Below are 24,348 nucleotides of genomic sequence, written 5' to 3' on the forward strand. Positions count from 1 at the left end.
TGGTAGCCCGTAGGGGAATCGAACCCCTCTTTCCAGGTTGAAAACCTGGCGTCCTAACCGATAGACGAACGGGCCACGCTGGCTTGTGGAGGGCCTTTTACGGTTTCACTGTGACCCCCGCAAGCCGAAAAACGCAGGGAGTTGAAAGTTTTTTGGCCCATCTGGGCGAGACGTCAACTTGCCTCTGCCGCGTCCTCGAGCCTGAGTTGCACGGAATGGCGTCCACCCCAGGTGTTCACCTCAAGTCGGCCTGCAAAATGAAAGCGTGCGCCACCATGATTTGACAATTTCTCGCCCATCGGACCGTCAAAGGCACCAAAGGCAATTGCATCCAGCCCGCCGCCCATGCCATCGGACAACGACAGCTTCAGATGCGTTTCCCCCACACGTTTGGCAAAACGCACCTGGAGATCCGGAAGCGCGTATCGCGGGGCGGGGGCTCCGGCACCAAAGGGTCCGGCCTGTTCGATCTGTTCGACCAGTTCCACTGTCGCCGCACCCGGCATAAGGGCACCGTCCAGCTTCATATCCGCCGGGCCGCCCTGACCTGCGCCTTGTTTTGCCAGCAATTCACTGAGACGTTCCATGGCAGGTTCCAGTTTGTCGCGCATGACGGTAAGTCCAGCGGCCATCTTGTGGCCGCCACCCTTGACCAGCAACCCTTCAGCCGCGAGCCGCTGGATCGACGCCCCTAAATCCACACCCGAGACCGAGCGGCCCGAGCCTTTGCCCTCATCACCGTCAAAACCGATCACAATGGCCGGACGGTTGGCGGTTTCCTTCAATCGAGACGCCACGATGCCCACCACACCCGGGTGCCAGCCTTCACCGGCTGCCCAGACCAGTGGCGCGTCGAGACCGCGGCCTTCGGCCTGTTCCATTGCTGCAGCGCGTACGGCATTTTCAATGTCCCGGCGTTCTGTGTTCAACGCGTCCAGCCGTTCGGACAGGGCCTGTGCCTCGGGCAGGGAATCCGTGCTCAGCAGGCGGGCACCCAGATCGGCCTGTCCGATGCGACCGCCCGCGTTAACGCGGGGACCAAGCAGAAAACCCAGGTGATAGCTGTTAGGCGCCGTATCCATGCGTGAGACATCGGACAATGCGACAAGTCCGGGGCGTTGCCTTTGCGCCATCATTTTCAGGCCTTGTCGAACAAGGGCGCGATTGGCACTGATCAGAGGCGCGACGTCAGCCACGGTTGCCAGGGCCACCAGGTCCAGCATCGACATCAGGTCAGGCCCCTTTGCGCCCGCCTCGCGCATTTGGCGCCCAGCTTCGACCAACATCAGAAACACGACACCCGCCGCGCAGAAATAGCCCAGATCACCGCTTTCATCCTGCCGGTTGGGATTCACGACGGCAACGCAGTCCGGCAGGGTTTCGCCGCCAAGGTGATGATCCAGCACAATTACATCCGCACCCTTGGCTGCGGCAATCGGTTCATGGCTGAGGGTGCCGCAATCGACGCAAATGATCAGATCGTGGCTGGCTGCCAGCTCTCGCATTGCCGGGGCATTGGGACCATATCCCTCATCAATCCGATCCGGCACATAAAGGGTCGCCTGCAATCCCATCTGCCGAAGCCAAACCAGCAGCAGCGCGGCAGAACTGCCGCCGTCAACATCGTAATCTGCGAACACCGCGATCTTCTCGCGACGACGCACGGTGTCCAGGAAGCGTGTCGCCGCCGCTTCCATGTCTTTCATGTCGCGAGGATCGGGCAGCAGTTCCTTGAGTTTTGGATCCAGGAAGCCGCGCGCCTCCATGACCGGCACGCCACGACGGGCCAGAACCTGACATACCGCACGAGGCAGGTCGGTCTGTTGCGCCATCATCTCGGCAGCCCGTTCCACCTCGGCTCCCGGGCCAACCCAGCGCCGACCTGTCAATGATTGCTCAACCCCAAGAAAACTCATCCATGCCTCTTATGTGCCAAGGCCGGACCCTCGCGGACCCGGCCTTTTCGTTTCTTCAAGTTATGCAGGCCGAAGGCAACGGCGCAAGCCGTTAAGCGTTGTCGTGCGGCCAAGTGGGAGTACGATACGACATGCGGCGCACGGACCCGGTCTTTGACCGCATCAGCAGCGTCGTGGTTTCCACCCAACCCGGCTCGCGCTTGATGCGCGGCAACAGAGAGCCGCCGGTTACGCCTGTAGCGGCAAAGATCACATCCGCAGTCACCATCTCATCGCGCGAATATACCCGGTCCAGATCAGTGATGCCGGCCTTGGCAGCACGGCCCCGTTCGTCATCATTGCGGAACAACAGGCGACCAAAGATCTGACCGCCCATGCATTTCAGCGCAGCAGCAGCCAACACCCCCTCGGGAGCGCCACCCTGGCCCATATACATGTCGATGCCGGTCACTTCGCTTTCAGCGCAATGCATGACGCCCGCCACGTCACCATCGGTGATCAGGCGGATCGAGGCTCCGGTTTCGCGTACTTCGGCGATCATCGCCTCGTGACGGGGACGTTCCAGAATACAGACGGTGATGTCGGCCGGTTTGCAGCCTTTGGCCTTGGCCAGTGCCTCAACGCGTTCACGCGGAGACATGTCCAGATTGACGACACCCTCGGGCAGGCCCGGACCAACGGCCAGCTTGTCCATGTAAACGTCCGGCGCGTGCAGCATGGAACCGCGAGGACCCATTGCAATCACGGTCAGTGCGTTGGGCATATCCTTGGCGGTCAGCGTTGTGCCTTCCAGCGGGTCCAGCGCGATGTCCACGCCAGGGCCGTTTCCGGTGCCGACTTCTTCGCCGATATAAAGCATCGGAGCTTCGTCGCGTTCACCTTCACCGATCACCACGACGCCAGCAATGTCCAACATGTTCAGCTGTTCGCGCATCGCGTTTACGGCGGCCTGGTCGGCGGCTTTCTCGTCACCACGCCCAACCAGAAAAGCCGAGGCCAGCGCAGCCTGTTCTGCCACCCTTGCCAGCCCCAGAGACAGCAGGCGGTCGTTGAAATCGGTTTTGGCAGCACTCATTGTTCAGTATCCTCTGGTCATTAAAGCCGTTTCTATCGGCATAGCTTGCGTTTCATGCAGGCCGCAAGTTCAAACCTCTTCAATCCGCAAAGCGACGGGGTCGCCAGCTACCACATTCGTTTCCCGGAACCGGTCCAGCGCGACGTCAAGCGCGGCGCGGGTGGTTTTGTGGGTAACGATCAACACAGGCGCTGTGCTTTCGGCATGGGCATACTGGCGCATCCGGTCAATCGAGACACCCGCATCGCCCAGAATGGCTGCAACCTTGGCCAGAGCACCGGGTTTGTCCAACAGGCCCAGCCGCAGATAATAAGGCGCCGGCAGACCGGTGACAGCGGGGGCCGCAGTTTCCAGCGAATTGGCCGGTCGACCAAAGGTCGGGATTTGCAACCCACGTGCCAGATCGCAGACGTCGCCCATTACGGCGCTGGCGGTCGGGCCTTCGCCTGCACCGGGGCCGCGCAGAACAACCTGTTCCACCGCGTCGCCTTCGATCACCACCATGTTGGTGCCGCCTTCCAATTGACCTAACGGCGAGTCGCTGGGCACAAGGCAAGGTTGCATGCGCTGCTCCAGCCCGCGCGCAGTGCGCTGTGCCACGCCCAGCAGCTTGATGCGGAAGCCCATATCCTCGGCCTGGTCGATGTCGTCGAGGCTGATTTGCTGAATGCCTTCGATTTCGATCCCGTCGAAATTCGGCTTGGTGCCAAAAGCAATCGAGGCCAGCAAAGCCAGTTTGTGCGCGGCGTCGATGCCACCGACATCCAGATTGGGGTCGGCCTCAAGATACCCAAGTTCGGCGCATTCGTCGAACAGGGCGTTATAGCCCTGGCGCTGCGATTGCATCCGGGTCAGAATGTAGTTGCAGGTGCCGTTCATCACGCCCATCACACGCGTGATCTCGTTTCCGGCCAGCCCTTCGGTCAGGGATTTGATTACGGGGATACCGCCCGCGACTGCGGCCTCAAACCGGATGACGCGACCTGCGGCTTCGGCCTGTTCGGCCAGTTCCTGCCCGTGAATAGCCAGCAACGCCTTGTTGGCGGTCACTACATCTTTACCGCTGGCCAGCGCGGCTTCGACCGAGGCTTTGGCAGGGCCGTTTTCGCCGCCCATCAGTTCGACATAGACATCGATATCGTCGCGTTTTGCCAGCGCAACCGGGTCGGTTTCCCACGCATAATCTGACAGGTTCACGCCACGGTTTTTGTTTGGATCCCGCGCAGATACGGCCACGATTTCAATCGATCGGCCCGTGCGTGTCTTCAGCAACTCTGCATGGCGGCGGACAATCTTGACGACACCCACGCCGACAGTTCCCAAGCCCGCAATTCCCAGCCGCAGTGCCTGTGTCATTTCGTGGGTTCCTTTTCGCTCGAAACTTATCTGAATTCGGACGCCCGCCCGATCAGCGCTGCCTTATCGGGTTCAGGCCAAGGGTGCAATCCGTCACCGGGGGATTGTAGGCATGAAATGTCGCGCTTTAGTTGGTTTGCGCGTTTTGCAGCGCCAGGGCCTTTTTAGCCAGCGCCTCGCTGCGCTGCGTCAGGTCTTCTTCCACCTCTGCGGCCTGGCTGATGGGGTCAATAGAAGGCCCCAAAGTTTCCTGCAACGGGACAAGACGCGGGTAGGGGGCCGATTTGACCGAGGCCGGTTCACTTCCTTCAAGTTCGGGAAAGTCTGAACACCCCGCAAACACAAGAATAATAGGCAGAACAGGAAGCAGTTTCATGTGGCACGCTTTTCGGTTTCGCTCGTCCTTTCGTGATGCACCTTTTACTGGCGTCGATCAAGCGGGGTTCTATATGAACATTTGTTCAGATACTGTGGGCGCATGGCACGTACTCAAGGCTCCCACTCTGATATTACAGGCCCGCGCATCCGAAAGGCGGCCCTGAACCTGTTTGCCCGCCACGGCTATGCATCGGTCTCGATGCGACAGATCGCGAAAGAGGTCGGCGTTCAAGCGGGGGCGTTGTACAATTACACGCCGGACAAGCAGAGTTTGCTGTATCGGTTAATGCGGGAACATATGCAGGAGCTGCTTTCAGCGCTCGACGCGCTGGAGCGCTGCGATGACTGTCAGCAAGCGTTGCGCCGATTTGTTGGCTTTCACATTCGTTTCCATCTGCAACGCCCTGACGAGGTGTTCATCGCCTATATGGAACTGCGCAACCTCTCACCCGAAAACTTCGCCGAAATCGAAGACCTTCGGCGTCAGTACGAAAACGCGTTGGAAGACATCCTTCACTCTGGCCAACAGGCTGGTCAGTTTGCAATACCGGACACCAAGATCGCCACGCTGGCGGTGATTGCCATGTTGAACGGTGTGATGACCTGGTACAGGTCCGGAGGGCGGCTGTCACTGGACGAGGTTGAACAGATCTATTGGAACATGGTGCATAAGGCGGTGACGGCCTGACACGGCCAGACCGTCACAGTGTCAGTGCGCAGGGCGAATGAAGGTCCCGTTGCGCAGGTCCCGAAAGGCTTGTTCAAGTTCGGCCCGCGTGTTCATCACGATCGGGCCATGCCAGGCGACGGGTTCATTGATCGGAGCCCCCGAGATCAGCAGAAACCGCACGCCTTCGGGGCCAGCCTGAACGGTGATTTCGTCCCCCGTCCCGAAACGGACAAGCGTGCGGTCGCCCGACATATCCCGGATATTCATCTCTTGCCCGGCGACCTCTTTCTCCAGCAGCACACCGGACGGTTGTGATGCATCTGCAAAGGCTGCCTGACCTTGAAACACATAGGCAAAGGCACGACGGAAAGTGTCAATGCGGAAGGTCTTTTTCAAACCTGCGGGGACCGAGATGTCCAGATATTGTGGATCTGCCGCGATGCCATCCACGGGGCCGGTCTTGCCCCAGAAATCGCCGACAATCACCCGAACGGTCGTGCCGTCGTCATCAGTGACTTCGGGGATGTCCTTGCTTTGAACATCCTGATAGCGCGGGGCAGTCATCTTCTGATCCGAAGGCAGGTTGCCCCAAAGTTGAAACCCGTGCATCTGCCCCGAGGTGTTTCCCTGGGGCATCTCCTGATGCAGGATACCGGACCCCGCCGTCATCCATTGTACGTCACCGGCGCCCAGAGTGCCGGTGTTGCCCAGCGAATCCGAATGCTCGACCGATCCGGCCAGAACATAGGTGATCGTCTCGATCCCGCGATGCGGATGCCAGGGAAAACCGGCCTGATAGTCCTGAGGCCGTTCATTTCTGAAGTCATCGAACAGCAGAAAAGGATCAAGTTCTGACGGGTCCTGAAACCCGAATGCGCGGTGAAGTTTCACGCCAGCCCCTTCCATTGTCGGGGTGGCCCTGCGTGTTTCCAATGTAGGTCTAAGGGACATGTTGGCCTCCGGTTCGTTTGATCAGCATGTAACCTATGCGTGAATGCGGTCAATTTGCGTGAACTAACCGGACCTGTGCAAATTTGCTGCGTGACCAAAGCCCTGTTGTTTCCGATGGAAAGTCGCTAAGCCGAAGCTGAACGAACAGGAGACATCCATGAAGGACGAAGTGCTGGCAACGATTCAGGCATCATCCCCCAGACGGTGGGTCGGAGTAGGGATGCTGTCAACGGTTGGGGCGCTGGTTACATACGTTGCTTTGGCATCGCCGCCAGAACCGGAGTGGCAAGTGTTTCTGTTTGCCGTTGGTGGCGCGTCGCTTTGGCTGGCCTACCGCGTTTGGCAGGCGACCCAGGACCATATTGAACTGACGCAGTCGGAGTTGCGTACTGGGTCAGGCCAGGTGATCGCAAAAGTGGACGATATTGAATCGGTGGATCGCGGTGCGTTCGCATTCAAGCCGTCAAACGGCTTTCTGGTTCGTACAAAGCACAAAGCGACAAAACAATGGGCCCCCGGATTGTGGTGGCGAATTGGTCACCGTGTCGGAATAGGCGGCATGACGTCTGCCGCCGAGGCCAAGTTCATGTCCGAAGTTCTGTCAACTATTGTCGCAGACGAACGGGGTTTTGGTTAGGTTGCACGCGACTTTGTTAGTAAAGCGGGGGCGTGTAAAAATGAAATTCTCAAAGGTAATGCCCGTTGCAAAATCCCAACCAGGTTTGAACGTAGGAACGAACTCGTTGGACGTTTCCACCAAAATGACCGTGTCCTGATTGGGCATTGGAGGAAGACGATCTTCGATTTCCCGAATGTTGTTGTTATTCCATTCATTATCAAAACCGCGCACTGTCGACCAACGGACATAGTGACGATCGTCATCTTCATCGTAGAGGATCAAAGAGACCCGCATTTTCACATCGGATCTGTTATTGACCATCTTCCCCAACAAGTCGTGAACAGAGTTGATGTAGATATCGGTAACGGCCTGCGTTTCTCGCGAGATCAGGTCGCTAACCGTGTAGGCCGCCTTCAGATTAGAGGCACTTTGACGAAATCCCTCAAAAGCAGTGAACGTAAACGTTATCGTCCACAGAAATAAAGGAAAAATCATAAGGGCTTCTACGGTTAGAACGCCACTTTCCTCCCGTTTGAACGCCTTGACGCGGTTCTTTAGATTTTTCATTACGGACATGATCTTACAGTGGCTCCTGTACGAATGCAGTCGTTGCGGTCAATGAATAGTGGCCGGACGCATCAGGCACGGTGCGCGCAATTACCGAAGTTTCGAGTACCGGATCGATGCGCAAGCAGGCACGTAAGATCATTAGTTCGTTGGATTGTCCGCTTTCGAATTCCAGTACAGGTTTTACATCTTCAGAACTGTCAGTGCAGGATGCCTCATTGGAAAGCGAAATGCCGCTAAAAGCGTCTTGGCGGATCATTTGTAGTCGCAAGTTCTCTTTACAGTTTTGAATGCCGGAAACGTCACAGATCTGGTTCTTGATTTCATCATGATCCCAGTTGGCACCTGTGCCGAGACGAATGTCCCGTACGACCAGATCAACGCCGCGTTCCAGCGCACCATGCTGCGTTGTAATGATTGATACCTCCGCGCCAGCCACAAGCAAAGCAAGAAAAAACGGAATGATCATAACGAATTCAATCGTAGCGTTTCCACTTTCCGACCGCTTAAAAAGGCGACATCTAAAGAGTGCATTGCGGATCATTGGGTCAGCCTTAGCTTGCGAATAGACGAGGCAATAGACTCGAACGCTTTCTCCAGATTCAGGCCGCTTACATCGTATACGTGGCTGTCAGAGCTGGCACAGTCTTTCAGAGTTCTGAAGCCGCTTCTTGGCGCTTCGAATGCGATACCATAAACAATGATGCCTTCATCTTTTGCAGCGTCACAAACATGTTTTGTGTGCTGGTTTTTGGCTGAAGTTTCCACTTTTGAGTAAGCTTTGGAATACCATTCAGCCCAACCACTGGATTGCCAGTAGTAATTGTATCTTGCGTTCCAAGCCAACGATGTACGGTTGAGAAGTTCTGGATATGTCAGTCGTACGGCGGTGCCGGTTTCTTCATTGAGCGGAGTCTCTGGTTCTGGATTACCAAATGGGTGATCCTCCCAGGTATCTTGTTGAGGCCAGAAAAAATTGGGATTGCCCTGCGAATGATAAACCGTGTATTCGCCTGCTTCTTGATTGTACCATACATCAGACATTCCTTCACGCAGTGATGGGTTCAGCATGTACTGGTCGGTGTTCTGACCATCTGTCATGACAATCGCCACTTTCAGGACGTCAGTTCCGTAATCCGAAGGGCGAACGGAGAACTTTGGTGGAACAATGAATGATGATGGATAGGAAGGGTCTGTTTCGAGTGATAGATCCTGTACAATCCCGCGCATACTCGGATCAAGAAGGGCGGTCCCCCACTTCATCCCAATATCGATTGATGTATTCCCTCCGGGTGTTAGAGAGGCGATCTGGCTTAGTAACTTGTTCATGTTGTCGGTCACGGGTGTGATTGCGCTGCCCGCGCGTACCGGACAAACAGGAAGATCGATAGAGCCCTCAGAATATGTGAACGGGTCGAAATGGGCCGTACGTTCGAGTGTATCCGAACGATGCAGGTCAGCGTCGCTGTACTGTTCCGGGATAAAGTTTACGCAATGAGAGTAGCTGTGCTCCTGAGTGACATTAGTAAATTTGTCCAAGATCGAGGCGCCGGCGTTGACTTGAGTTGCGTATGGAACGATCGAGATTGAGATCTGGGTATCATCAGGTTTGTCGAGCATAAGCCTTACGAACTCTGATGCCGCTTCTTTCAACACTGCAATTTTGCTTTTTCCCGAAGTGGCCGAAGATCGTGACATTGAGCCGGATATGTCGAGAATCAAAGAAATCTCGACTGCGCCAATGGACTCTTCGGCGGCACTGACGGCCCTCACTCCCAAGGCTTCAATACCTGCAAATCCCATAAACCGCGTTGGAACGACGGCGTCGGCCGTTGCTACGACACTTCTGGAGCCAAACCCTTCGGTAACAGTTACGGTTTTTTCGAGGTGGCCTAGTCCCGCCTTCACCATATAAGCGTCAACGACTTCCTGAGGAGGAAGGTCCTGATCAAGGTCGGCTGCCGCTAGGACTGCGCGATCCAATGTGGATTGCAGATTTGCACGGTCACGCTCGTAATTCATAAAATCCATCGCGACGCCGGTGATCGCAAACATGAGGATGATCATGAGTAGAGTGAAAATGGTGAAAGTACCGTCTTCTTCCGAGGCGAACTTGTGCAACTTTGAAACTTTGCGCTTCGGCTGCATACGGACTATATGAAGCGAGAATTTTATCATTTTGATGACTCCGCTCCGCACTTCGAATTGGTGCGACATAGAAAAGAAATTTGGGTTCAATTTAATTTTCAAACGTGGCGTGAATTGGGCGAAAAAGGCTTGGTTTTGGCCTTTTTGAGCGCCCACGGGGTATAATTTTAGCTTTTTCCCCTAGTCTGTCGATGAAATGAAGACAATCAGTTAAGCGATTGACCAGATTGGGCGACTCACTATCAGGTGCTTAAGTTGCTATTAAGAAGGTGATGAAAAAAAGTGCATTGTTTGATTGCAGCCAGCGTTGAGTGGTGCGACAAAACGTCATGACGTTTCGTCATCCAGCGGTACGGAGGATTTTATGACCGGCATCCAAGAACCAAGCTTTCGCGAAAGTGTTGACCTGATGTTCAACAGGGCGGCAGCCCTGATGGAACTGCCGCCGGGGCTGGAGCAGAAAATCCGGGTTTGTAACGCGACCTACACCGTTCGGTTTGGTGTGCGCCTGCGCGGCGAGATCCACACCTTCACCGGGTACAGGTCTGTCCATTCCGAACATATGGAGCCGGTCAAAGGCGGCATTCGCTACGCTACCGCGGTGAACCAGGATGAGGTCGAAGCTCTGGCTGCGCTGATGACCTACAAATGTGCTCTTGTCGAAACACCGTTCGGCGGTTCGAAAGGTGGGCTTTGCATCGATCCGCGGAAATACGAAGAGCACGAGCTGGAACAGATCACGCGACGCTTTGCCTATGAGCTTGCCAAGCGCGATCTGATCAACCCGTCGCAAAACGTTCCGGCGCCCGACATGGGCACGGGCGAACGCGAAATGGCCTGGATGGCCGACCAATACGCGCGGATGAACACCACCGATATCAATGCGCGTGCCTGTGTGACCGGTAAGCCATTGAACGCAGGTGGCATCGCGGGGCGGGTCGAGGCGACCGGTCGTGGCATACAATATGCTCTGCGCGAGTTTTTTCGTCACCCTGAAGACATCCAGAAGGCTGGCCTGTCGGGAAAGCTGGATGGAAAGCGCGTCGTGGTGCAGGGGCTCGGCAACGTGGGCTACCACGCGGCAAAGTTCCTGAGCGAGGAAGACGGCTCGCGCGTTGTCGGTATCATCGAGTGGGACGGGGCGTTGTACAACCCGGACGGTATCGATGTCGAAGCCGTTCGGCAGTGGATCGTCAAGCATGGTGGGGTCAAGGATTACCCGGACGCGACACATTCAGCAGAAGGCGCAAGCGTTCTGGAGGCTGAGTGCGATATCCTGATCCCGGCAGCCCTAGAAGCTGTCATCAACCTGTCCAACGCTGATCGGATCAAAGCGCCTTTGATCATAGAGGCCGCGAATGGCCCGGTCACTGCTGGCGCGGATGAGGTTCTTCGCAAGAAAGGCACCATCATCATCCCGGATATGTATGCCAACGCGGGCGGTGTGACGGTATCTTATTTCGAATGGGTCAAGAACCTTAGCCACATTCGTTTCGGTCGGATGCAGCGTCGCCAGGAAGAGGCGCGGCATGAACTGATTGTCAGCGAGCTGGAGCGGCTGGACCGTTATCTGGGTGATGCGTGGTCGATGTCGCCAGACTTCAAGGCCAAGTACCTCAAGGGTGCTGATGAGCTTGAACTGGTGCGCTCAGGCCTCGATGACACCATGCGTATTGCCTACCAGTCGATGCGTGAGGTGTGGCACAGCCGTGACGATGTCGAAGACCTGCGTACTGCGGCCTATATCGTCGCGATCGACCGCGTGGCCAAAAGCTATCGCGCCAAGGGGCTCTGAATCAAACAGGCGGGATGATCATTTCGCCCCGCCTGAACGTTCTGCGGCTTGAATGTCGATGGTGGCCCGTTAGTTTGACGGATAGTAGACACTCAGAGAAACGAATCCCGGAGACCCCCATGTTGCGTATAGCCATTGTCGCGGCTCTGCTGGCCACCCCTTTGGCCGCACAGGAAACAAAGGAAGAAAGCTGCAAGTATCAGGCTGATGTCGTAGCCGCGATACAAAAGGCCCGGCTGGATCGCGTGAAAGAACGTGATGTAGCACAAGCCGTTGCAGATAGTGACCCATCATGGCCTGAGAACTATAACGCCGCGATCCCGCTGATCACACCGTGGGTCTACGAACAAAAGATGCGCGACGTGCGCAAAAAGGATCTGGGTGCCGCGTGGCTTGAGCTGTGTTTGCAGCAATAATCCACAGCACCATCATTTCCCTGTGGACAAACGCGCGTCATACCCTTGGCGCGCGTTCCCGTTTCTGTCAGGTTTGACCCATGTCACTGCCCCCCGGATTTCTGGATGAACTACGCACCCGCCTGAGCCTGTCTCAGGTCGTCGGGCGCAAGGTTATGTGGGATCAGCGCAAATCCAATCAAGGCAAGGGTGACATGTGGGCGCCTTGCCCGTTTCATCACGAAAAGACAGCCTCATTCCATGTCGACGACCAAAAGGGGTTTTATTACTGCTTCGGCTGTCACGCCAAGGGCGACGCGATCAGCTTCGTGAAAGAGACTGAGAATGTCTCGTTCATCGAAGCCGTTGAAATATTGGCCCGCGAGGCCGGGATGCCGATGCCTGCGCGTGATCCCAAGGCGCAGGAAAAGCAGGACCGCCGCAGTCAGCTTGCCGATGTGATGGAGCAGGCCGTGCAGTTCTTCCGCTTGCAGCTCAAAACAGCGGCGGGGGCAGAGGCACGGGATTACTTGTCGCGCCGGGGTCTGGATCAAAGGGCGCTGGATCGGTGGGAGATCGGGTTTGCGCCGGACGGTTGGCAGGCGCTTTGGGATCACCTGCGCGGCAAGAGCATCGAAGAGGAGTTGATCCTTGGCGCCGGGCTGGCCAAGCCTTCAAACAAGGGCAAAAAACCCTACGACACCTTCCGCAATCGGATCATGTACCCGATCCGTGATCCGCGTGGGCGCTGCATTGCATTCGGTGGCCGCGCGATGGACCCGAATGACAACGCGAAATACCTGAACTCACCCGAGACCGAGTTGTTCGACAAGGGGCGCAGCCTTTACAATCAAGGTCCAGCGCGGCAGGCGGCGGGCAAAGGGCAGCCGTTGATCGTGGCCGAAGGGTATATGGACGTGATCGCGCTGGCCGAGGCGGGCTTTGGTGCGTCGGTTGCACCGTTAGGAACGGCCATTACGGAACACCAGTTGCAACTGCTCTGGCGGATCGCAGATGAGCCGATCATAGCGCTGGACGGGGATGCAGCAGGTCTGCGAGCGGCCATGCGGGCGGTTGATCTGGCGCTGCCTCTGCTGGAGGCCGGAAAATCCATGCGTTTTGCTTTGATGCCTGAAGGTAAGGACCCGGACGATCTTTTGCGCGCCGAAGGGGCAGGGGCCGTAAAGGCTGTGCTGGATGGTGCCATTCCGATGGTCAAGCTGCTGTGGCAGCGCGAGACCGAAGGCAAGGTTTTCGACAGCCCCGAGCGCAAGGCGGCTTTGGATAAATCCTTGCGCGACAAGATCAAGCTTATCCGGGACCCGTCGATCCGTTCGCATTACGGGCAGGAAATCAAAGATCTGCGCTGGCAACTGTTCCGCCCACAACGACAACCGCAAAATCGTCAGTGGCAACCGCGCGGCAAATGGCAGCCGCCGCAAAAAGCGACGCCGGGCGCGCGCAGTTCGTTTCTGGCCTCTTCGGAAAACGCGGACATCCATCTGCGCGAAGCCGCTATTCTGGCGATCTCAATCCTGAATCCCAAGGTTGTTGTTCAATTTGAGCAACAGTTGGAAGAAATGGAGTGTCACGATCCTGACCACGCAGTATTGCGCGATGCTGTTCTGCGTCATGCGATCGATGATCCGGACAACCTGAAAGACCACATTATCGCATCAATGGGACCTGACGCCCTTGAAAACCTGCTGACGCTTCGCCATGTGGCAGTTATCCCCTGTGTGTTCAAGCCAGGCGACGTAGAAAAGGCCGAAATGACACTGGCCGAGGAACTCGCGAAAATCAAAGCGCTCCGGGGGTTGGATGCCGAGATTGCCGAAGCTTCAGAAGAACTGTCTGATCTGGCTGATGAGGCGCTGACATATCGGCTGGCGCAAGCCGCCGAAGAGCGTAACCGAACAAGCCGCAGCCAGAACGAAGACCGGGCCGTATTCGACGTCGCCGACAACGGCGCGCGAATCAATCGTGACGAGAAAGACGCGTTTGCGGCGATCACGTCAGGTATCAAATTCGAGCGGAAACGCCGATAAGTGGTGTTTTCGTAAGGCACTGGAAAAGAAAAACGGGTAAACGGGTGGCCGAATCACTTATACGCGCTAATGATTCGGCTGAGACGAATCACCCATCCCTGCAGGAGCATTGAATGGCCGCCAAGGATACGAACGAAGACCGCAAATCCGACGAGCAGGAACAGGAAATCTCGCTGGACATGAGCCAGGCCAACGTCAAGAAGATGATCGCCGAGGCTCGCGAGAAAGGTTACATCACCTACGACCAGCTCAATCAGGTCCTGCCGCCTGATCAGGTCAGCTCGGAACAGATCGAAGACGTTATGTCGATGCTGTCCGAGATGGGCATCAACATCATCGAAGATGAAGAGGCCGAAGAAGAAGAGAACAAAGGCTCGACCGAACTGGTTGCCGCGGAAAGCAACCGTGAGGTTGCACTGGCTGGAGCAGGCGCAGAAAAGCTGGACCGCACGGACGACCCCGTCCGCATGTATCTGCGTGAGATGGGTTCGGTTGAATTGCTGAGCCGCGAGGGCGAGATCGCAATCGCCAAGCGGATCGAAGCCGGTCGCAACACGATGATTGCCGGCCTGTGTGAAAGCCCGCTGACCTTCCAGGCGATCACAATCTGGCACGACGAATTGCTGTCCGAAGACATTCTTCTGCGGGATGTCATTGATTTGGAAACCACGTTCGGCAACCAGTTGGACGAAGACGGTGACGTTGATGAGCCGGTCGTTGATACGTCGGCGGTGCAGGCGAACAAGCCGGCCAAGGATAACGGCCCTGAGCTGGATGCCGATGGCAACCCGCTGAACAACGACGACGATGACGATGACGACGATCAGGCCAACATGTCGCTGGCCGCGATGGAAGCGGCGCTGAAGGATCAGGTTCTGACAACCTTGGAGCGCATCTCGACCGACTTCTCGATGCTGTCTGAAATGCAGGACAGCCGGATTTCGGCCACGCTGAACGAAGACGGCACTTTCAGCGAAAAAGACGAGGCGACGTATCAGAAGCTGCGGGCCGAGATAGTCGAGCTGGTGAATGGTCTTCACCTGCACAACAACCGTATCGACGCATTGATTGACCAGCTTTATGGGATCAACCGTCGCGTCATGTCGCTGGACAGCTCGATGGTGAAACTGGCGGATCAGGCGCGCATTAACCGCCGTGAGTTCATCGACGCTTATCGCGGGCGGGAACTTGATCCGAACTGGCTGGCCGAGATGGCTGAAAAACCGGGCCGGGGTTGGCAGATGTTCATCGAACGATCAACCGCCAAGGTTGAAGAACTGCGCAACGACATGGCCCAGGTTGGTCAGTATGTCGGTCTGGATATCTCTGAATTCCGCCGCATCGTGCAGCAGGTTCAGAAGGGCGAGAAAGAAGCGCGGCAGGCCAAGAAGGAAATGGTCGAAGCGAACTTGCGTCTGGTGATTTCAATTGCCAAAAAATACACGAATCGCGGCCTGCAATTCCTTGATCTTATTCAGGAAGGCAACATTGGCCTGATGAAGGCCGTGGACAAGTTCGAATACCGCCGTGGCTACAAGTTTTCGACCTATGCGACCTGGTGGATCCGGCAGGCGATCACCCGCTCGATCGCGGATCAGGCCCGCACGATCCGTATTCCGGTTCATATGATCGAAACGATCAACAAGCTGGTCCGGACCGGTCGTCAGATGCTGCACGAGATCGGTCGTGAACCGACGCCGGAAGAACTGGCGGAAAAGCTGCAAATGCCGCTGGAAAAGGTTCGCAAGGTGATGAAAATCGCCAAAGAGCCGATTTCGCTGGAAACGCCCATCGGCGACGAGGAAGACAGCCAGCTTGGCGATTTCATTGAGGACAAGAATGCCGTGCTGCCGCTGGACAGTGCCATTCAGGAAAACCTCAAGGAAACCACGACCCGGGTTCTTGCCTCGCTCACCCCGCGCGAGGAACGGGTTCTGCGGATGCGTTTCGGCATCGGCATGAACACCGACCACACTCTGGAAGAGGTCGGCCAACAGTTCAGTGTTACCCGCGAACGTATCCGTCAGATCGAAGCGAAAGCGCTGCGGAAGCTGAAACACCCCAGCCGTTCGCGGAAACTCCGTTCGTTCCTGGATCAGTAAACTTTTAGGCGCCTCGACCGAGGCGCCTTTTTTCATTTTGTTCACATTGGCTGGTTCTCACATCACATTGGCGAGAACGCACAAGGTCCGGGCGGTGTGCCTTTCTATATCGGTCCAGTCCACTCATGGGACAGGCCGGGGCGAGGTTTTTCACACCGATGACCCCTGGCCAGCTGTCCGAATGGGATGTTCCACACGGGTCTTAAAGGCGCTGGGCGGCTGACCTGTCCACCGTTTGAAGGCGGTCGAAAAAGCAGCCTGATCAGCATACCCCAACGCGTATGAGATTTCAGACAGAGTCATGCCATTTGTGATGAATGTCTGGGCCAGATCACACCTTAGATCGTCAACAATATCGCGATAGCTGGTGCCTTCATCCTTAAGGCGTCGGCTGAAGGTTCTGAGGCTCATGCCCAGATCAGCGGCTACATCTTCGGCTTGCAGGATTGCGCCGGGCAGGGATCGGGTGATCAGCCCTTCGACACGGGCACGGGTCATATTCTTGGGGGATGGCTTCTCGGCCAGCAGTCTTTCACCGTATTCGAGCAAATGCGCCCGCAGCTTGGGATCATAGGTCGGCACCTGCAAATCCAGCGCAGATAACGGCAGAATGATCTCGATCTTTTCAGCTCCGAAAACCACGGGACAACCTACCAGCTTTTCGTAGGTTTTGACGTGGTTTCCAACTTTGTGCTGAAAGCGCATCTCAATCGGGTACAAGTTCACCTGCGTCAGGTTCCTCATTCTTGCCAACGCAGCGAACAACAGGAATTCCGTGCGCCGATGATAGCGGGCAAAGCTCGCATCTTTCCAATCGGCCTCAAGCGCCGCGAAGTTACCGGCAACACGGAAGCTGAGCCCGATGGCCGGGTCGATGATTCCGTGAAAGCGTGACAGGTTTTCCATCACCTGCTTCAAATCGCGTGAGTATTTGCTGATATACCCTGTAACGGTCGAAGCCGACGTGACCTCGAGCCCAGTGCGTGCCGCAAATGTGATGTCACCAACGGCGTCACAGGCGTGTCGGATGAACAGGGCCTCTTTATGCGCACTGTAGACTGCGGCAGGGGGCGCGATGTCTTGCTGTCGAAGCCCGGTCTGCATCATTACCCGCTGAGATACTTCGCTATTGCCGGTGAGGCGATCAAGCGCCCGGGTCAAAAAATGTAGTCGGCCGATATCTACATCCATCGTGGAACAACACCTTACGTTCTCAAATACTCTAACAGGCTATCACAGAAATCCCGTTTTTGACCTTGGCTATTGGCTAGGGGGATTGTGCAACGGCGTTCGATGTGTTGGCAAGTTCTCGAAAGGTTTTGACCGGAACGCACATGAACTGAGGCGCCTGGCTGCCCAAATCAGCAGCGTTGCCGGGTCGAGACCTTTATGGGGATGAGGTCAGAGCCTCGGAGAAATCACCAGCCTCCGCTCAGGGCTCCCCGGCACACTCTTTTTCTTCCGCAAGTGTCGCATTGTTCTGCGACGCTGGAATTGTCATCCTGACTCGAATGATGACACTTGTGCGATGCGAATGCGAGACAAGGCCGGAAACACAGATACCCGCATTGGAAACCTGATCGTATTTGATGGTGAATGCGTTCTGTGTTCGGGCTTTTTCCGATTCATGCTTGAACGTGATCGGTCACGGAATTTCCAATTCGCGACAGCGCAGTCACCCCTTGGACAAAAACTGTATCGCGACCTTGATCTGCCCACATGCGACTTTCAGACAAATCTGGTGATAGTGAATGGCGCAGCCTATCAAAATCTGGATGCGTTTGCCGCCGCGATGCGTCAATTGCCGGGTTTGTGGCCGCTGCTTTCGGTGTGCCGGTTCCTGCCCGGTTTAGTCAAAGATCCGATTTACAGCCTGATTGCGCGAAACAGATATACATTGTTCGGAAAAACCAAGACATGTTTGGTGCCGGGACCTGATGTGAAGGCACGTTTTGCGAGCGATGGATATTGATGTCGTGGGATCCGTTTTTGCAGGCGCTTGGTTCGGTTGATGACGTGCCAGATGCGGTCCTTCGGCTGCACAGCTCCGAGGCATCCTACTCAGGTCGATGCGATATCGAGCTTGGCGCAGGTGCCTTGGTTGCTTTTGCAACGCGCGTGGCCGGATTCCGCAGGACGGAAAGGACGTCGCAGTATCAGTGAAGGTACGCTCAGAAGGTCAGGCCGTAATTTGGTAACGCGACTTCGCCGGCCATCGCACAACCTCCTGTCTGACCTATGACAGCACGCGGGCAAGTGTCCGCGAGGATTTCGGAGCGATTTCAATCTGGCTGAAGCCCAGCTGGCAGAACGGCGCGCTGTATATCAGGATCCTCCGCCTGACAGTATTGGGCATCCCGGTACCTTTTTTTGCGGTGCCACGTTCGCATACACGGGAATGGCAGGATGCAACGGGCCGGTTCAGGTTCGACGTGTCAGCAGAGGCACCGGGATTGGGTCTGCTGATCCGCTATCAGGGCTGGCTCACGCCGGATCACGCAATGCACGAAGCGGGTTGAATTGATCGTGAGGTGCCCTGTGCACGCGATGAAGTTCGTCTAACCTATTTGGAACAAGCAATCAGGGAAGAATTAACGATGAAACAGTTATGCACCTTCGCCGCGCTGGCCGCCTTGACCCTCAGTATCCCCATGACAGCAGATGCTGCGCCGAATGGATTTCGAACAGAACCCATCAACGCCACTGATTTTGAGGTCATCCCGCGCGGTGACAAACGTGTCGAAGGCTATTGGTGCGCGGCCGCGGACTATGCGCGCCGGACCTTGGGGTTGGGCTGGATGGACCGGATTTATGTGTTGCGAGGATACGGGCCCAGTGTCACCACCGGGCGCAGAACAGCAGTTCAGTTTTCGATTAAGCAGCCTCAGTCGGTTGATGTGCAACCAAGCAGCTTTGTTTCGTTCGGGTTTCAGCCCGGTAACAGTGAATCTATACAAGGTGCGAATGCACGGTGTAACTATCGGCCGTTCTTCAACGATTGATTGGCGCGCGGGATTGTAACGATGCAGACTGAATTCGTTTTGCACACTCAAGGGCCGGGGCTGTACGAATTTACGTCTGATGTGCTGCAATGGCTTGAACGGGTAGCGAAGGATGGGGTTTTGACTCTGTTCGTTCGCCACACCTCTTGCTCGTTGTTGATCCAGGAAAACGCGGACCCCGAGGTTCAAACTGATCTTCAGGCGTTTTTTGAGCGGCTCGTTCCTCGGTCAGACAACCCCGCCATGTCCTACCTGAGGCACACGTATGAAGGCCCGGATGATATGCCAGCGCATATCAAAGCGGCGCTCATGCCGGTTTCGCTGACGATCCCGGTGTCGCAGGGCCGGCCTGTGCTTGGAACATGGCAAGGGATTTACCTGTTTGAACACCGTACTGCGCCGCATCAAAGGAAGGTTGCAGCGCATCTGGCCTGACCCTTTATTTAGCGGTTTGAATTTCCGACTACCCAAACCCTAGCGGCTGCCCTATAGTTGTGGATAAGTAAGCCGCAGCGCTTACAAAAAGAGGCCGAACATGGTACGAGGAGACGGCGGATGCGCTGCCCGTTTTGCGGAAATATCGACACTCAGGTGAAAGATTCACGCCCGGCAGAGGACCACGTGGCTATCCGCCGACGCCGGTTCTGCCCGGCCTGTGGCGGACGGTTCACGACCTACGAACGTGTGCAGCTGCGTGATCTGGTTGTCATAAAAACCAATGGTAAACGCGAGGATTTCGATCGCGACAAGCTGGAGCGTTCGATCCGCATCTCGATGCAGAAACGGCCCGTTGATCCCGAACGGATCGATCAGATGATCTCGGGCATCGTGCGCCGTCTGGAAAGCATGGGCGACACGGATATCCCGTCCAACAAGATCGGTGAAATCGTTATGGAAGCTCTGGCGCGGATCGACACTGTCGCCTATGTTCGCTTTGCGAGTGTGTACAAGAATTTCCAGGCGGCCGATGATTTCGAGGAGTTCGTCCACGAACTGCGCCCGCCGCAGCCTTCGACTGACGAGTGAACGAAGCAGATAAGCGATTTATGGCGCTTGCCCTGTCTTTGGGGCGGCGCGGTCAGGGGACCTGCTGGCCGAACCCCGCCGTAGGGTGCGTCATCGTTCGTGATGACCGGATCATTGGGCGGGGCTGGACACAACCGGGTGGCCGCCCTCATGCCGAGACCGAAGCATTGGCTCAGGCCGGGCAGGGTGCGCGTGGTGCGACCGCCTATGTAACGCTGGAGCCCTGTGCCCATCACGGCAAAACGCCGCCCTGCGCCGAGGCCTTGATTGCGGCAGGTGTATCCCGTGTTGTGGCCGCTGTCGAAGACAGCGATCCGCGCGTGGCTGGGCAGGGTTTTGCCATGTTGCGCGAGGCGGGGATTGACGTTGTAAATGGCGTTCTTGCGGAACAGGCAGAACGGGATCTGGAAGGCTTCTTCCTCAAGACTGAACAAGGCCGGCCTTTTGTGACGCTGAAGATGGCCAGCAGTTTTGACGGGCGCATCGCGACCTCGACAGGGCACAGCCAATGGATCACCGGACCGCAAGCACGTCGTTTGGTCCATGCCATGCGTGCACGTCACGATGCAGTGATGGTCGGGGCAGGGACGGCGCGCGCCGACGACCCCTCGCTGACCGTTCGGGATCTTGGCGTTGAGCATCAACCCGTCCGCGTCGTGGTGTCCCGCCATATGGATATTTCTCTGATGGGGCAGCTGGCGCGCACGGCCTCAAAGATACCTGTCTGGCTCTGCCATGCGCATCACCCGGATGCCGAACGTGCACAGGCGTGGGAGGGATTGGGGGCAAAGCTGATCCCCTGCGCGTTGAAGGACCACCATATCGATGCGTTGGATCTGCTTCAGCAACTGGGTCAGGCCGGTCTGACCAGCGTGTTCTGCGAAGGTGGGGCTGCGCTTGCGGCCTCGTTGCTGGCTGAGGATCTGGTGGACGAACTGATCGGGTTCACTGCCGGTTTGACCATCGGAGCCGAAGGACTGGCCGCGGTCGGGACACTTGGTCTGGAAACGCTGGAGGTCGCACCGAGGTTCGATTTGATCGAAACGCAGGCGGTCGGCGGGGATGTTTTGCACCGTTGGCGCAGAGCGTCGGAATAACGTCAACGCCAAAGATGAGCGTGCGTCGCGAACGCGCCCTGCAGCTTTGCCAGGAAACGATTGAACGGACCAGACGGTGCCGAATACCCCAGCGCCAAGCGTTCAACAGCCACTTCGACAGGGCAGGGTTGTCTGGTGATCGGATCGAAATAGCGCGGATAGTCAATCAAGGTGGCGTGCACCAAGCCCATCAGCGATGGCCGTGCGCCTCGCCTGACGGGAACGGTATCGAGATCGGTGGTCAGGCCCCATCCCGCATAGAAGGGCGCCCCCAGAGTCGTGACCTTCACCCCGCGCAACAATGCCTCGAACCCCAACTGCGATGTCATCGTCCACACCTCGTGCACCTGCGGAAGCAGAGAGGCGGGGTCAATATGGGTCACAACAAGGTCTGCAAGTGCCTCTGCGTCTATCTGGCCATCCCGTAACCCGGCTTCGACGTCTGGGTGCGGTTTGTAGATCAGGATCGCGTTGGGGTTGGCCTTGCGCGCGGTTTGCAGCAGTGCCAGATTGCTACGCACTGTGTTGGTGCCCAAAAGGATCGAGGCATCATCTTCAACTTGTCCGGGCACAAGAATACGATGCCCGTTGGGCAGTGAAGGCGCTGGCTGGCCCGAGTTGTACTTGCTCAAACCATCGGCCAGCAATCTCTCAACAAGTCTTTCAGCGCGTAATTCCTGATCCGAACGCAATGTTGCGCGCTCGCCGATCAGGTTTTCCAACTGGCTGGGTTTTGTGGGGTCGTAGTAGATGCCGATTTTGTCCGTTACCAAGGATAGAGGCGGAACAAGTGCGGCCCCCAATCCGCGTGAACGCAAGAATCCGTCTTCCACGCGAACTGCCCCTTCGCTTTCGCGCGCCTGACTGGCCCAGACCATATGGGGGCGATCCGAGGCGACAGGCTGTGTGGACGTAAAGCGCAACTTGCCATGTCGCCCGAAAATCTGCTGCAAGTGTCTTCGTTTCCACAAGCGCATGCCAGCGGCGGTCCAACCGTGCCTGTCCTGCCGCCACGCGCGGGTCTGTGCCTCCAACGTGTCCAGAACCGTTTCCAGTTCGCACAGCTGATCTCGGTAAGGGTCGTACCAAGTCGGGTAAAGCAGCATCGCGGCCGCGAACAGTTGCGCGCGGGTCAGATTGCGCTGACGGCGTTGGACTGGGAATTCATCCTGCGTCAGGCCCCAACTGGCGTAGAAAGGTTGGCCGAAAATGCGCGGTTTGTGACCGGCCAGGATCGCTTCGAAGCCCAGTTGCGAGGATACGGTATAGACCGCGATTGCGCCCTCAAGCAGGGGCCAGGGGCTGATCGGCTTGTCAAACCGAGTGACCCGGTCTGTCAGGTCCTGATCGGTAAAGTGCCCCTGACGATGACCCGCCAGCGTTTCTGGATGTGTCTTGATCAAAATGCGCGCGCCGGGATTCTCCTCCTGTGCGACCACCAGCATTTCAAGAAAACGGGCACGATCGGCACCACTTGCCGTGACAGCAGCATCGCCAACCGTCTGATCAATGACCAGTACATATCCGGGGGTGGGTGCGACAATACCCGGGTCAAACGCTGAATACTTGCTGAGGTGCAGCTCCCTGACCCGCTCGATCGCGGCACGCGCGCGGTTCAGCAGCGCGGTGTCGTCCAGCGGATCAGCGTTCAGCAACTTCTCAAGGTCCGAAGGTTCGGCTGCATCAAAATGCGGGCCTGAACGGTCCAGCAACAGGCCCAACGGGGGTTCACCGGCACGGCCCGGATGCAGGGACCTGAGCAAGGCGTCTTCGACGCGCAGAACCGGGGCATTGTATTTTTCGGCGACCCGTAGACCCCGATACGCAGTAGGGCTGTTACCCCAGAGTCCTACGCAGCCGCCATCCTTGGGAAAACCCAGGCGAATGTCATAGCCCGAAAGCGTCAGAATACGCCTGAGACGTTTCTGCGTCAGGAAGCCACCGTTATAGACAAACAGCTGGGTGCGCTTGGCCCCGGCTGCGCTGTCCGGATCGGGTACCATGCATCAGTTGCCGGTCAGCGTGGCAACGTTTGCGATGGGGGTCAGGCCACCAGCGATAAGCGAGATGGATTTGCTCCACTGTGCATAGGGTGCTTCGGTCACGTAAATCGTATCATCGTCGCGGATCACGAAATCCCGCGCAATGAACAGGCCGTTGGGGGCCGTCAGGTTCAGCAGGTAGATCATACGCTGGTCGCCCTTAAAATCGGCGCGTCCGGTGATACTGCGTGCGACGTCCTGGCGTTCTTTTCGCAGAATGAAAATACCGGTTGGATCAGAGGACAGCGTCAGTAAACCACCGACCTGGGCCAACGCTTCCAGCGCAGAAAGATCCTGGCTTTCAAAGGCGACGCGCGATTGGCCACCTGTGGCACCTAGAGCGATGTATGATCTGCTATCTTCTTCCACCAAAATGCGGTCTCCGCCACGCAATGCGACGTCCAGTTTTGGATTGCGGAACAGGTCTTCGTACCAGACGGTGCCCTTTTGATCTCCTCGGATCAGAGTCACCAGCGCGATATCTGACGCTACAGAAACCCCGCCCGCCTGAGACAGCATGCCAAGCAGCGAACGGGTTGGGCGTTCGATCGGATAGATGCCGGGGGATGCAACAGTTCCTGTCAGCGAGACGGTGGATCCGTCGCCAGCAACACGCCGCACTTCGATCTGTGGGTCGGGTGTCTGTTCACGCAGCTTGTTCGTGATCAAAACGCGAAGCTGTTCCGGCGTGTTACCTGCGGCCCGTATCCGACCTGCATAAGGGACAAAAATAAAACCGTCGCTGTCGACCTGAACTTCATCCAGGGCGGTTGCCGTACCGGTTTCGCCGGACAGCAAACCGTCGTCCACGTTTTCCCATATGGTCAGGCCCAGCACGTCTCCGGGCCGTACAGTGTCGGCGGTCAAGGCCTGGGCGCTGCTGAACGAGGAAGAAAAGCCAAACTGAGGCACGGCGGATGTGAGGCGTGTCACGCGATCATCGACTTCGACGACAAACGCGTTGCCGCCATTCTGAACTGCGCCAGCCAGAATTTCGGTCTTGTTTGGCCCGGATTTCGGAAGTTGGCAGGCCGCCAGCAAGCCGATTGTGGCCACAAGGGAAACCCCCCGCATCCATCGCTTAGGAGAGAATTGCACTGCCGGATATCCTCAGTCTTTTGTTGTTGCCGGAAGATTACCCGGTAAATCGCTCAACTTCCA

Annotated in this window: 22 protein-coding genes, 1 tRNA gene and 1 pseudogene; 12 read left to right on the forward strand and 12 right to left on the reverse strand. The window is 56.9% G+C overall.

The window, feature by feature from the left end:
• From AC2FLP_RS17440 to AC2FLP_RS17460, 5 genes are all read right to left on the reverse strand, one after another.
• Positions 1-75 (reverse strand) — tRNA-Glu (locus AC2FLP_RS17440).
• Positions 76-173: 98 nt separating this feature from the next.
• Positions 174-1,916, reverse strand: a complete 1,743-nt coding sequence (gene recJ, locus AC2FLP_RS17445) for a single-stranded-DNA-specific exonuclease RecJ (protein ID WP_299895887.1) — start codon at positions 1,914-1,916, stop codon at positions 174-176.
• A gap of 91 nt (positions 1,917-2,007) precedes the next feature.
• Positions 2,008-2,991 (reverse strand): class II fructose-bisphosphatase, encoded by a 984-nt coding sequence (gene glpX / locus AC2FLP_RS17450; protein WP_117869433.1) that lies wholly within the window; start codon positions 2,989-2,991, stop codon positions 2,008-2,010.
• Positions 2,992-3,060: 69 nt separating this feature from the next.
• A complete protein-coding gene (locus AC2FLP_RS17455; RefSeq protein WP_496685181.1) occupies positions 3,061-4,347 on the reverse strand; it encodes a homoserine dehydrogenase in 1,287 nt (428 codons plus the stop codon).
• 127 nt (positions 4,348-4,474) lie between these two features.
• Positions 4,475-4,723, reverse strand: a complete 249-nt coding sequence (locus AC2FLP_RS17460; RefSeq protein WP_299895892.1) for a hypothetical protein — start codon at positions 4,721-4,723, stop codon at positions 4,475-4,477.
• 102 nt (positions 4,724-4,825) lie between these two features.
• Between AC2FLP_RS17460 and AC2FLP_RS17465 the strand changes: the two genes are divergently transcribed.
• The gene (locus AC2FLP_RS17465; RefSeq protein ID WP_299895895.1) at positions 4,826-5,413 is read left to right on the forward strand and encodes a TetR/AcrR family transcriptional regulator; all 588 of its coding nucleotides are present in this window, start codon (positions 4,826-4,828) and stop codon (positions 5,411-5,413) included.
• Between the two features lie 21 nt (positions 5,414-5,434).
• Here AC2FLP_RS17465 and AC2FLP_RS17470 read toward each other — a convergent pair whose 3' ends face one another.
• Positions 5,435-6,346 carry a pirin family protein gene (locus tag AC2FLP_RS17470; protein WP_299895898.1) on the reverse strand — a complete coding sequence of 304 codons (912 nt, stop codon included), beginning with the start codon at positions 6,344-6,346 and terminating at the stop codon, positions 5,435-5,437.
• 157 nt (positions 6,347-6,503) lie between these two features.
• On the opposite strand from AC2FLP_RS17470, the gene AC2FLP_RS17475 reads away from it, so the two are divergent.
• Positions 6,504-6,983 (forward strand): hypothetical protein, encoded by a 480-nt coding sequence (locus AC2FLP_RS17475; RefSeq protein WP_496685185.1) that lies wholly within the window; start codon positions 6,504-6,506, stop codon positions 6,981-6,983.
• On the opposite strand, the gene AC2FLP_RS17480 is transcribed toward AC2FLP_RS17475, so the two are convergent.
• Genes AC2FLP_RS17480 through AC2FLP_RS17490 form a run of 3 tightly spaced genes read right to left on the reverse strand, consistent with a single transcriptional unit; the run spans position 6,948 to position 9,710 of the window.
• A complete protein-coding gene (locus AC2FLP_RS17480; protein ID WP_496685188.1) occupies positions 6,948-7,541 on the reverse strand; it encodes a TadE/TadG family type IV pilus assembly protein in 594 nt (197 codons plus the stop codon). The genes AC2FLP_RS17475 and AC2FLP_RS17480 overlap by 36 nt on opposite strands.
• A 4-nt stretch (positions 7,542-7,545) precedes the next feature.
• Positions 7,546-8,076: a TadE/TadG family type IV pilus assembly protein gene (locus AC2FLP_RS17485; RefSeq protein ID WP_496685191.1), complete on the reverse strand. Its 531-nt coding sequence runs from the start codon at positions 8,074-8,076 to the stop codon at positions 7,546-7,548.
• Positions 8,073-9,710 carry a pilus assembly protein TadG-related protein gene (locus tag AC2FLP_RS17490; protein ID WP_496685194.1) on the reverse strand — a complete coding sequence of 546 codons (1,638 nt, stop codon included), beginning with the start codon at positions 9,708-9,710 and terminating at the stop codon, positions 8,073-8,075. Before AC2FLP_RS17490 ends, AC2FLP_RS17485 begins: the two co-directional genes overlap by 4 nt.
• Positions 9,711-10,044: 334 nt before the next feature.
• Between AC2FLP_RS17490 and AC2FLP_RS17495 the strand changes: the two genes are divergently transcribed.
• The 4 genes from AC2FLP_RS17495 to rpoD all read left to right on the forward strand — a co-directional run bounded on the left by AC2FLP_RS17495 (position 10,045) and on the right by rpoD (position 16,020).
• A complete protein-coding gene (locus tag AC2FLP_RS17495) occupies positions 10,045-11,475 on the forward strand; it encodes a Glu/Leu/Phe/Val family dehydrogenase (RefSeq protein WP_117869424.1) in 1,431 nt (476 codons plus the stop codon).
• A gap of 119 nt (positions 11,476-11,594) precedes the next feature.
• Entirely contained in the window at positions 11,595-11,891 is a 297-nt protein-coding gene (locus tag AC2FLP_RS17500; protein ID WP_496685196.1) for a hypothetical protein, read from the forward strand.
• Between the two features lie 80 nt (positions 11,892-11,971).
• The gene (gene dnaG, locus AC2FLP_RS17505) at positions 11,972-13,918 is read left to right on the forward strand and encodes a DNA primase (protein ID WP_496685199.1); all 1,947 of its coding nucleotides are present in this window, start codon (positions 11,972-11,974) and stop codon (positions 13,916-13,918) included.
• Between the two features lie 113 nt (positions 13,919-14,031).
• Positions 14,032-16,020 (forward strand): RNA polymerase sigma factor RpoD, encoded by a 1,989-nt coding sequence (gene rpoD, locus AC2FLP_RS17510; protein ID WP_299895913.1) that lies wholly within the window; start codon positions 14,032-14,034, stop codon positions 16,018-16,020.
• Positions 16,021-16,170: 150 nt separating this feature from the next.
• Here the strand turns inward: rpoD and AC2FLP_RS17515 are convergent, their stop codons facing one another.
• Positions 16,171-17,211: a helix-turn-helix domain-containing protein gene (locus tag AC2FLP_RS17515; protein WP_496685203.1), complete on the reverse strand. Its 1,041-nt coding sequence runs from the start codon at positions 17,209-17,211 to the stop codon at positions 16,171-16,173.
• 343 nt (positions 17,212-17,554) lie between these two features.
• On the opposite strand from AC2FLP_RS17515, the gene AC2FLP_RS17520 reads away from it, so the two are divergent.
• The 6 genes and pseudogenes from AC2FLP_RS17520 to ribD all read left to right on the forward strand — a co-directional run bounded on the left by AC2FLP_RS17520 (position 17,555) and on the right by ribD (position 21,145).
• Positions 17,555-17,992: a thiol-disulfide oxidoreductase DCC family protein gene (locus AC2FLP_RS17520; RefSeq protein WP_496685206.1), complete on the forward strand. Its 438-nt coding sequence runs from the start codon at positions 17,555-17,557 to the stop codon at positions 17,990-17,992.
• A gap of 238 nt (positions 17,993-18,230) precedes the next feature.
• Positions 18,231-18,539: pseudogene (locus tag AC2FLP_RS17525) on the forward strand (DUF4166 domain-containing protein); the annotation flags it as partial.
• A gap of 78 nt (positions 18,540-18,617) precedes the next feature.
• Entirely contained in the window at positions 18,618-19,022 is a 405-nt protein-coding gene (locus tag AC2FLP_RS17530) for a hypothetical protein (protein ID WP_117869417.1), read from the forward strand.
• 21 nt (positions 19,023-19,043) lie between these two features.
• A complete protein-coding gene (locus AC2FLP_RS17535) occupies positions 19,044-19,457 on the forward strand; it encodes a secondary thiamine-phosphate synthase enzyme YjbQ (RefSeq protein ID WP_117872795.1) in 414 nt (137 codons plus the stop codon).
• A 120-nt stretch (positions 19,458-19,577) separates the two neighbouring features.
• Positions 19,578-20,048 (forward strand): transcriptional regulator NrdR, encoded by a 471-nt coding sequence (gene nrdR / locus AC2FLP_RS17540; protein WP_117869416.1) that lies wholly within the window; start codon positions 19,578-19,580, stop codon positions 20,046-20,048.
• Complete coding sequence (gene ribD / locus AC2FLP_RS17545; RefSeq protein ID WP_299895932.1) at positions 20,045-21,145, forward strand: bifunctional diaminohydroxyphosphoribosylaminopyrimidine deaminase/5-amino-6-(5-phosphoribosylamino)uracil reductase RibD; 1,101 nt, start codon at positions 20,045-20,047, stop codon at positions 21,143-21,145. Before nrdR ends, ribD begins: the two co-directional genes overlap by 4 nt.
• A gap of 2 nt (positions 21,146-21,147) precedes the next feature.
• Here the strand turns inward: ribD and AC2FLP_RS17550 are convergent, their stop codons facing one another.
• Positions 21,148-23,148 carry a capsule polysaccharide biogenesis protein gene (locus AC2FLP_RS17550; RefSeq protein ID WP_299895935.1) on the reverse strand — a complete coding sequence of 667 codons (2,001 nt, stop codon included), beginning with the start codon at positions 23,146-23,148 and terminating at the stop codon, positions 21,148-21,150.
• A 3-nt stretch (positions 23,149-23,151) separates the two neighbouring features.
• Positions 23,152-24,285 carry a polysaccharide biosynthesis/export family protein gene (locus AC2FLP_RS17555; protein WP_299895939.1) on the reverse strand — a complete coding sequence of 378 codons (1,134 nt, stop codon included), beginning with the start codon at positions 24,283-24,285 and terminating at the stop codon, positions 23,152-23,154.
• Positions 24,286-24,348 lie beyond the last annotated feature (63 nt).

The sequence above is a fragment of the Ruegeria sp. CDSA141 genome (assembly GCF_059612005.1).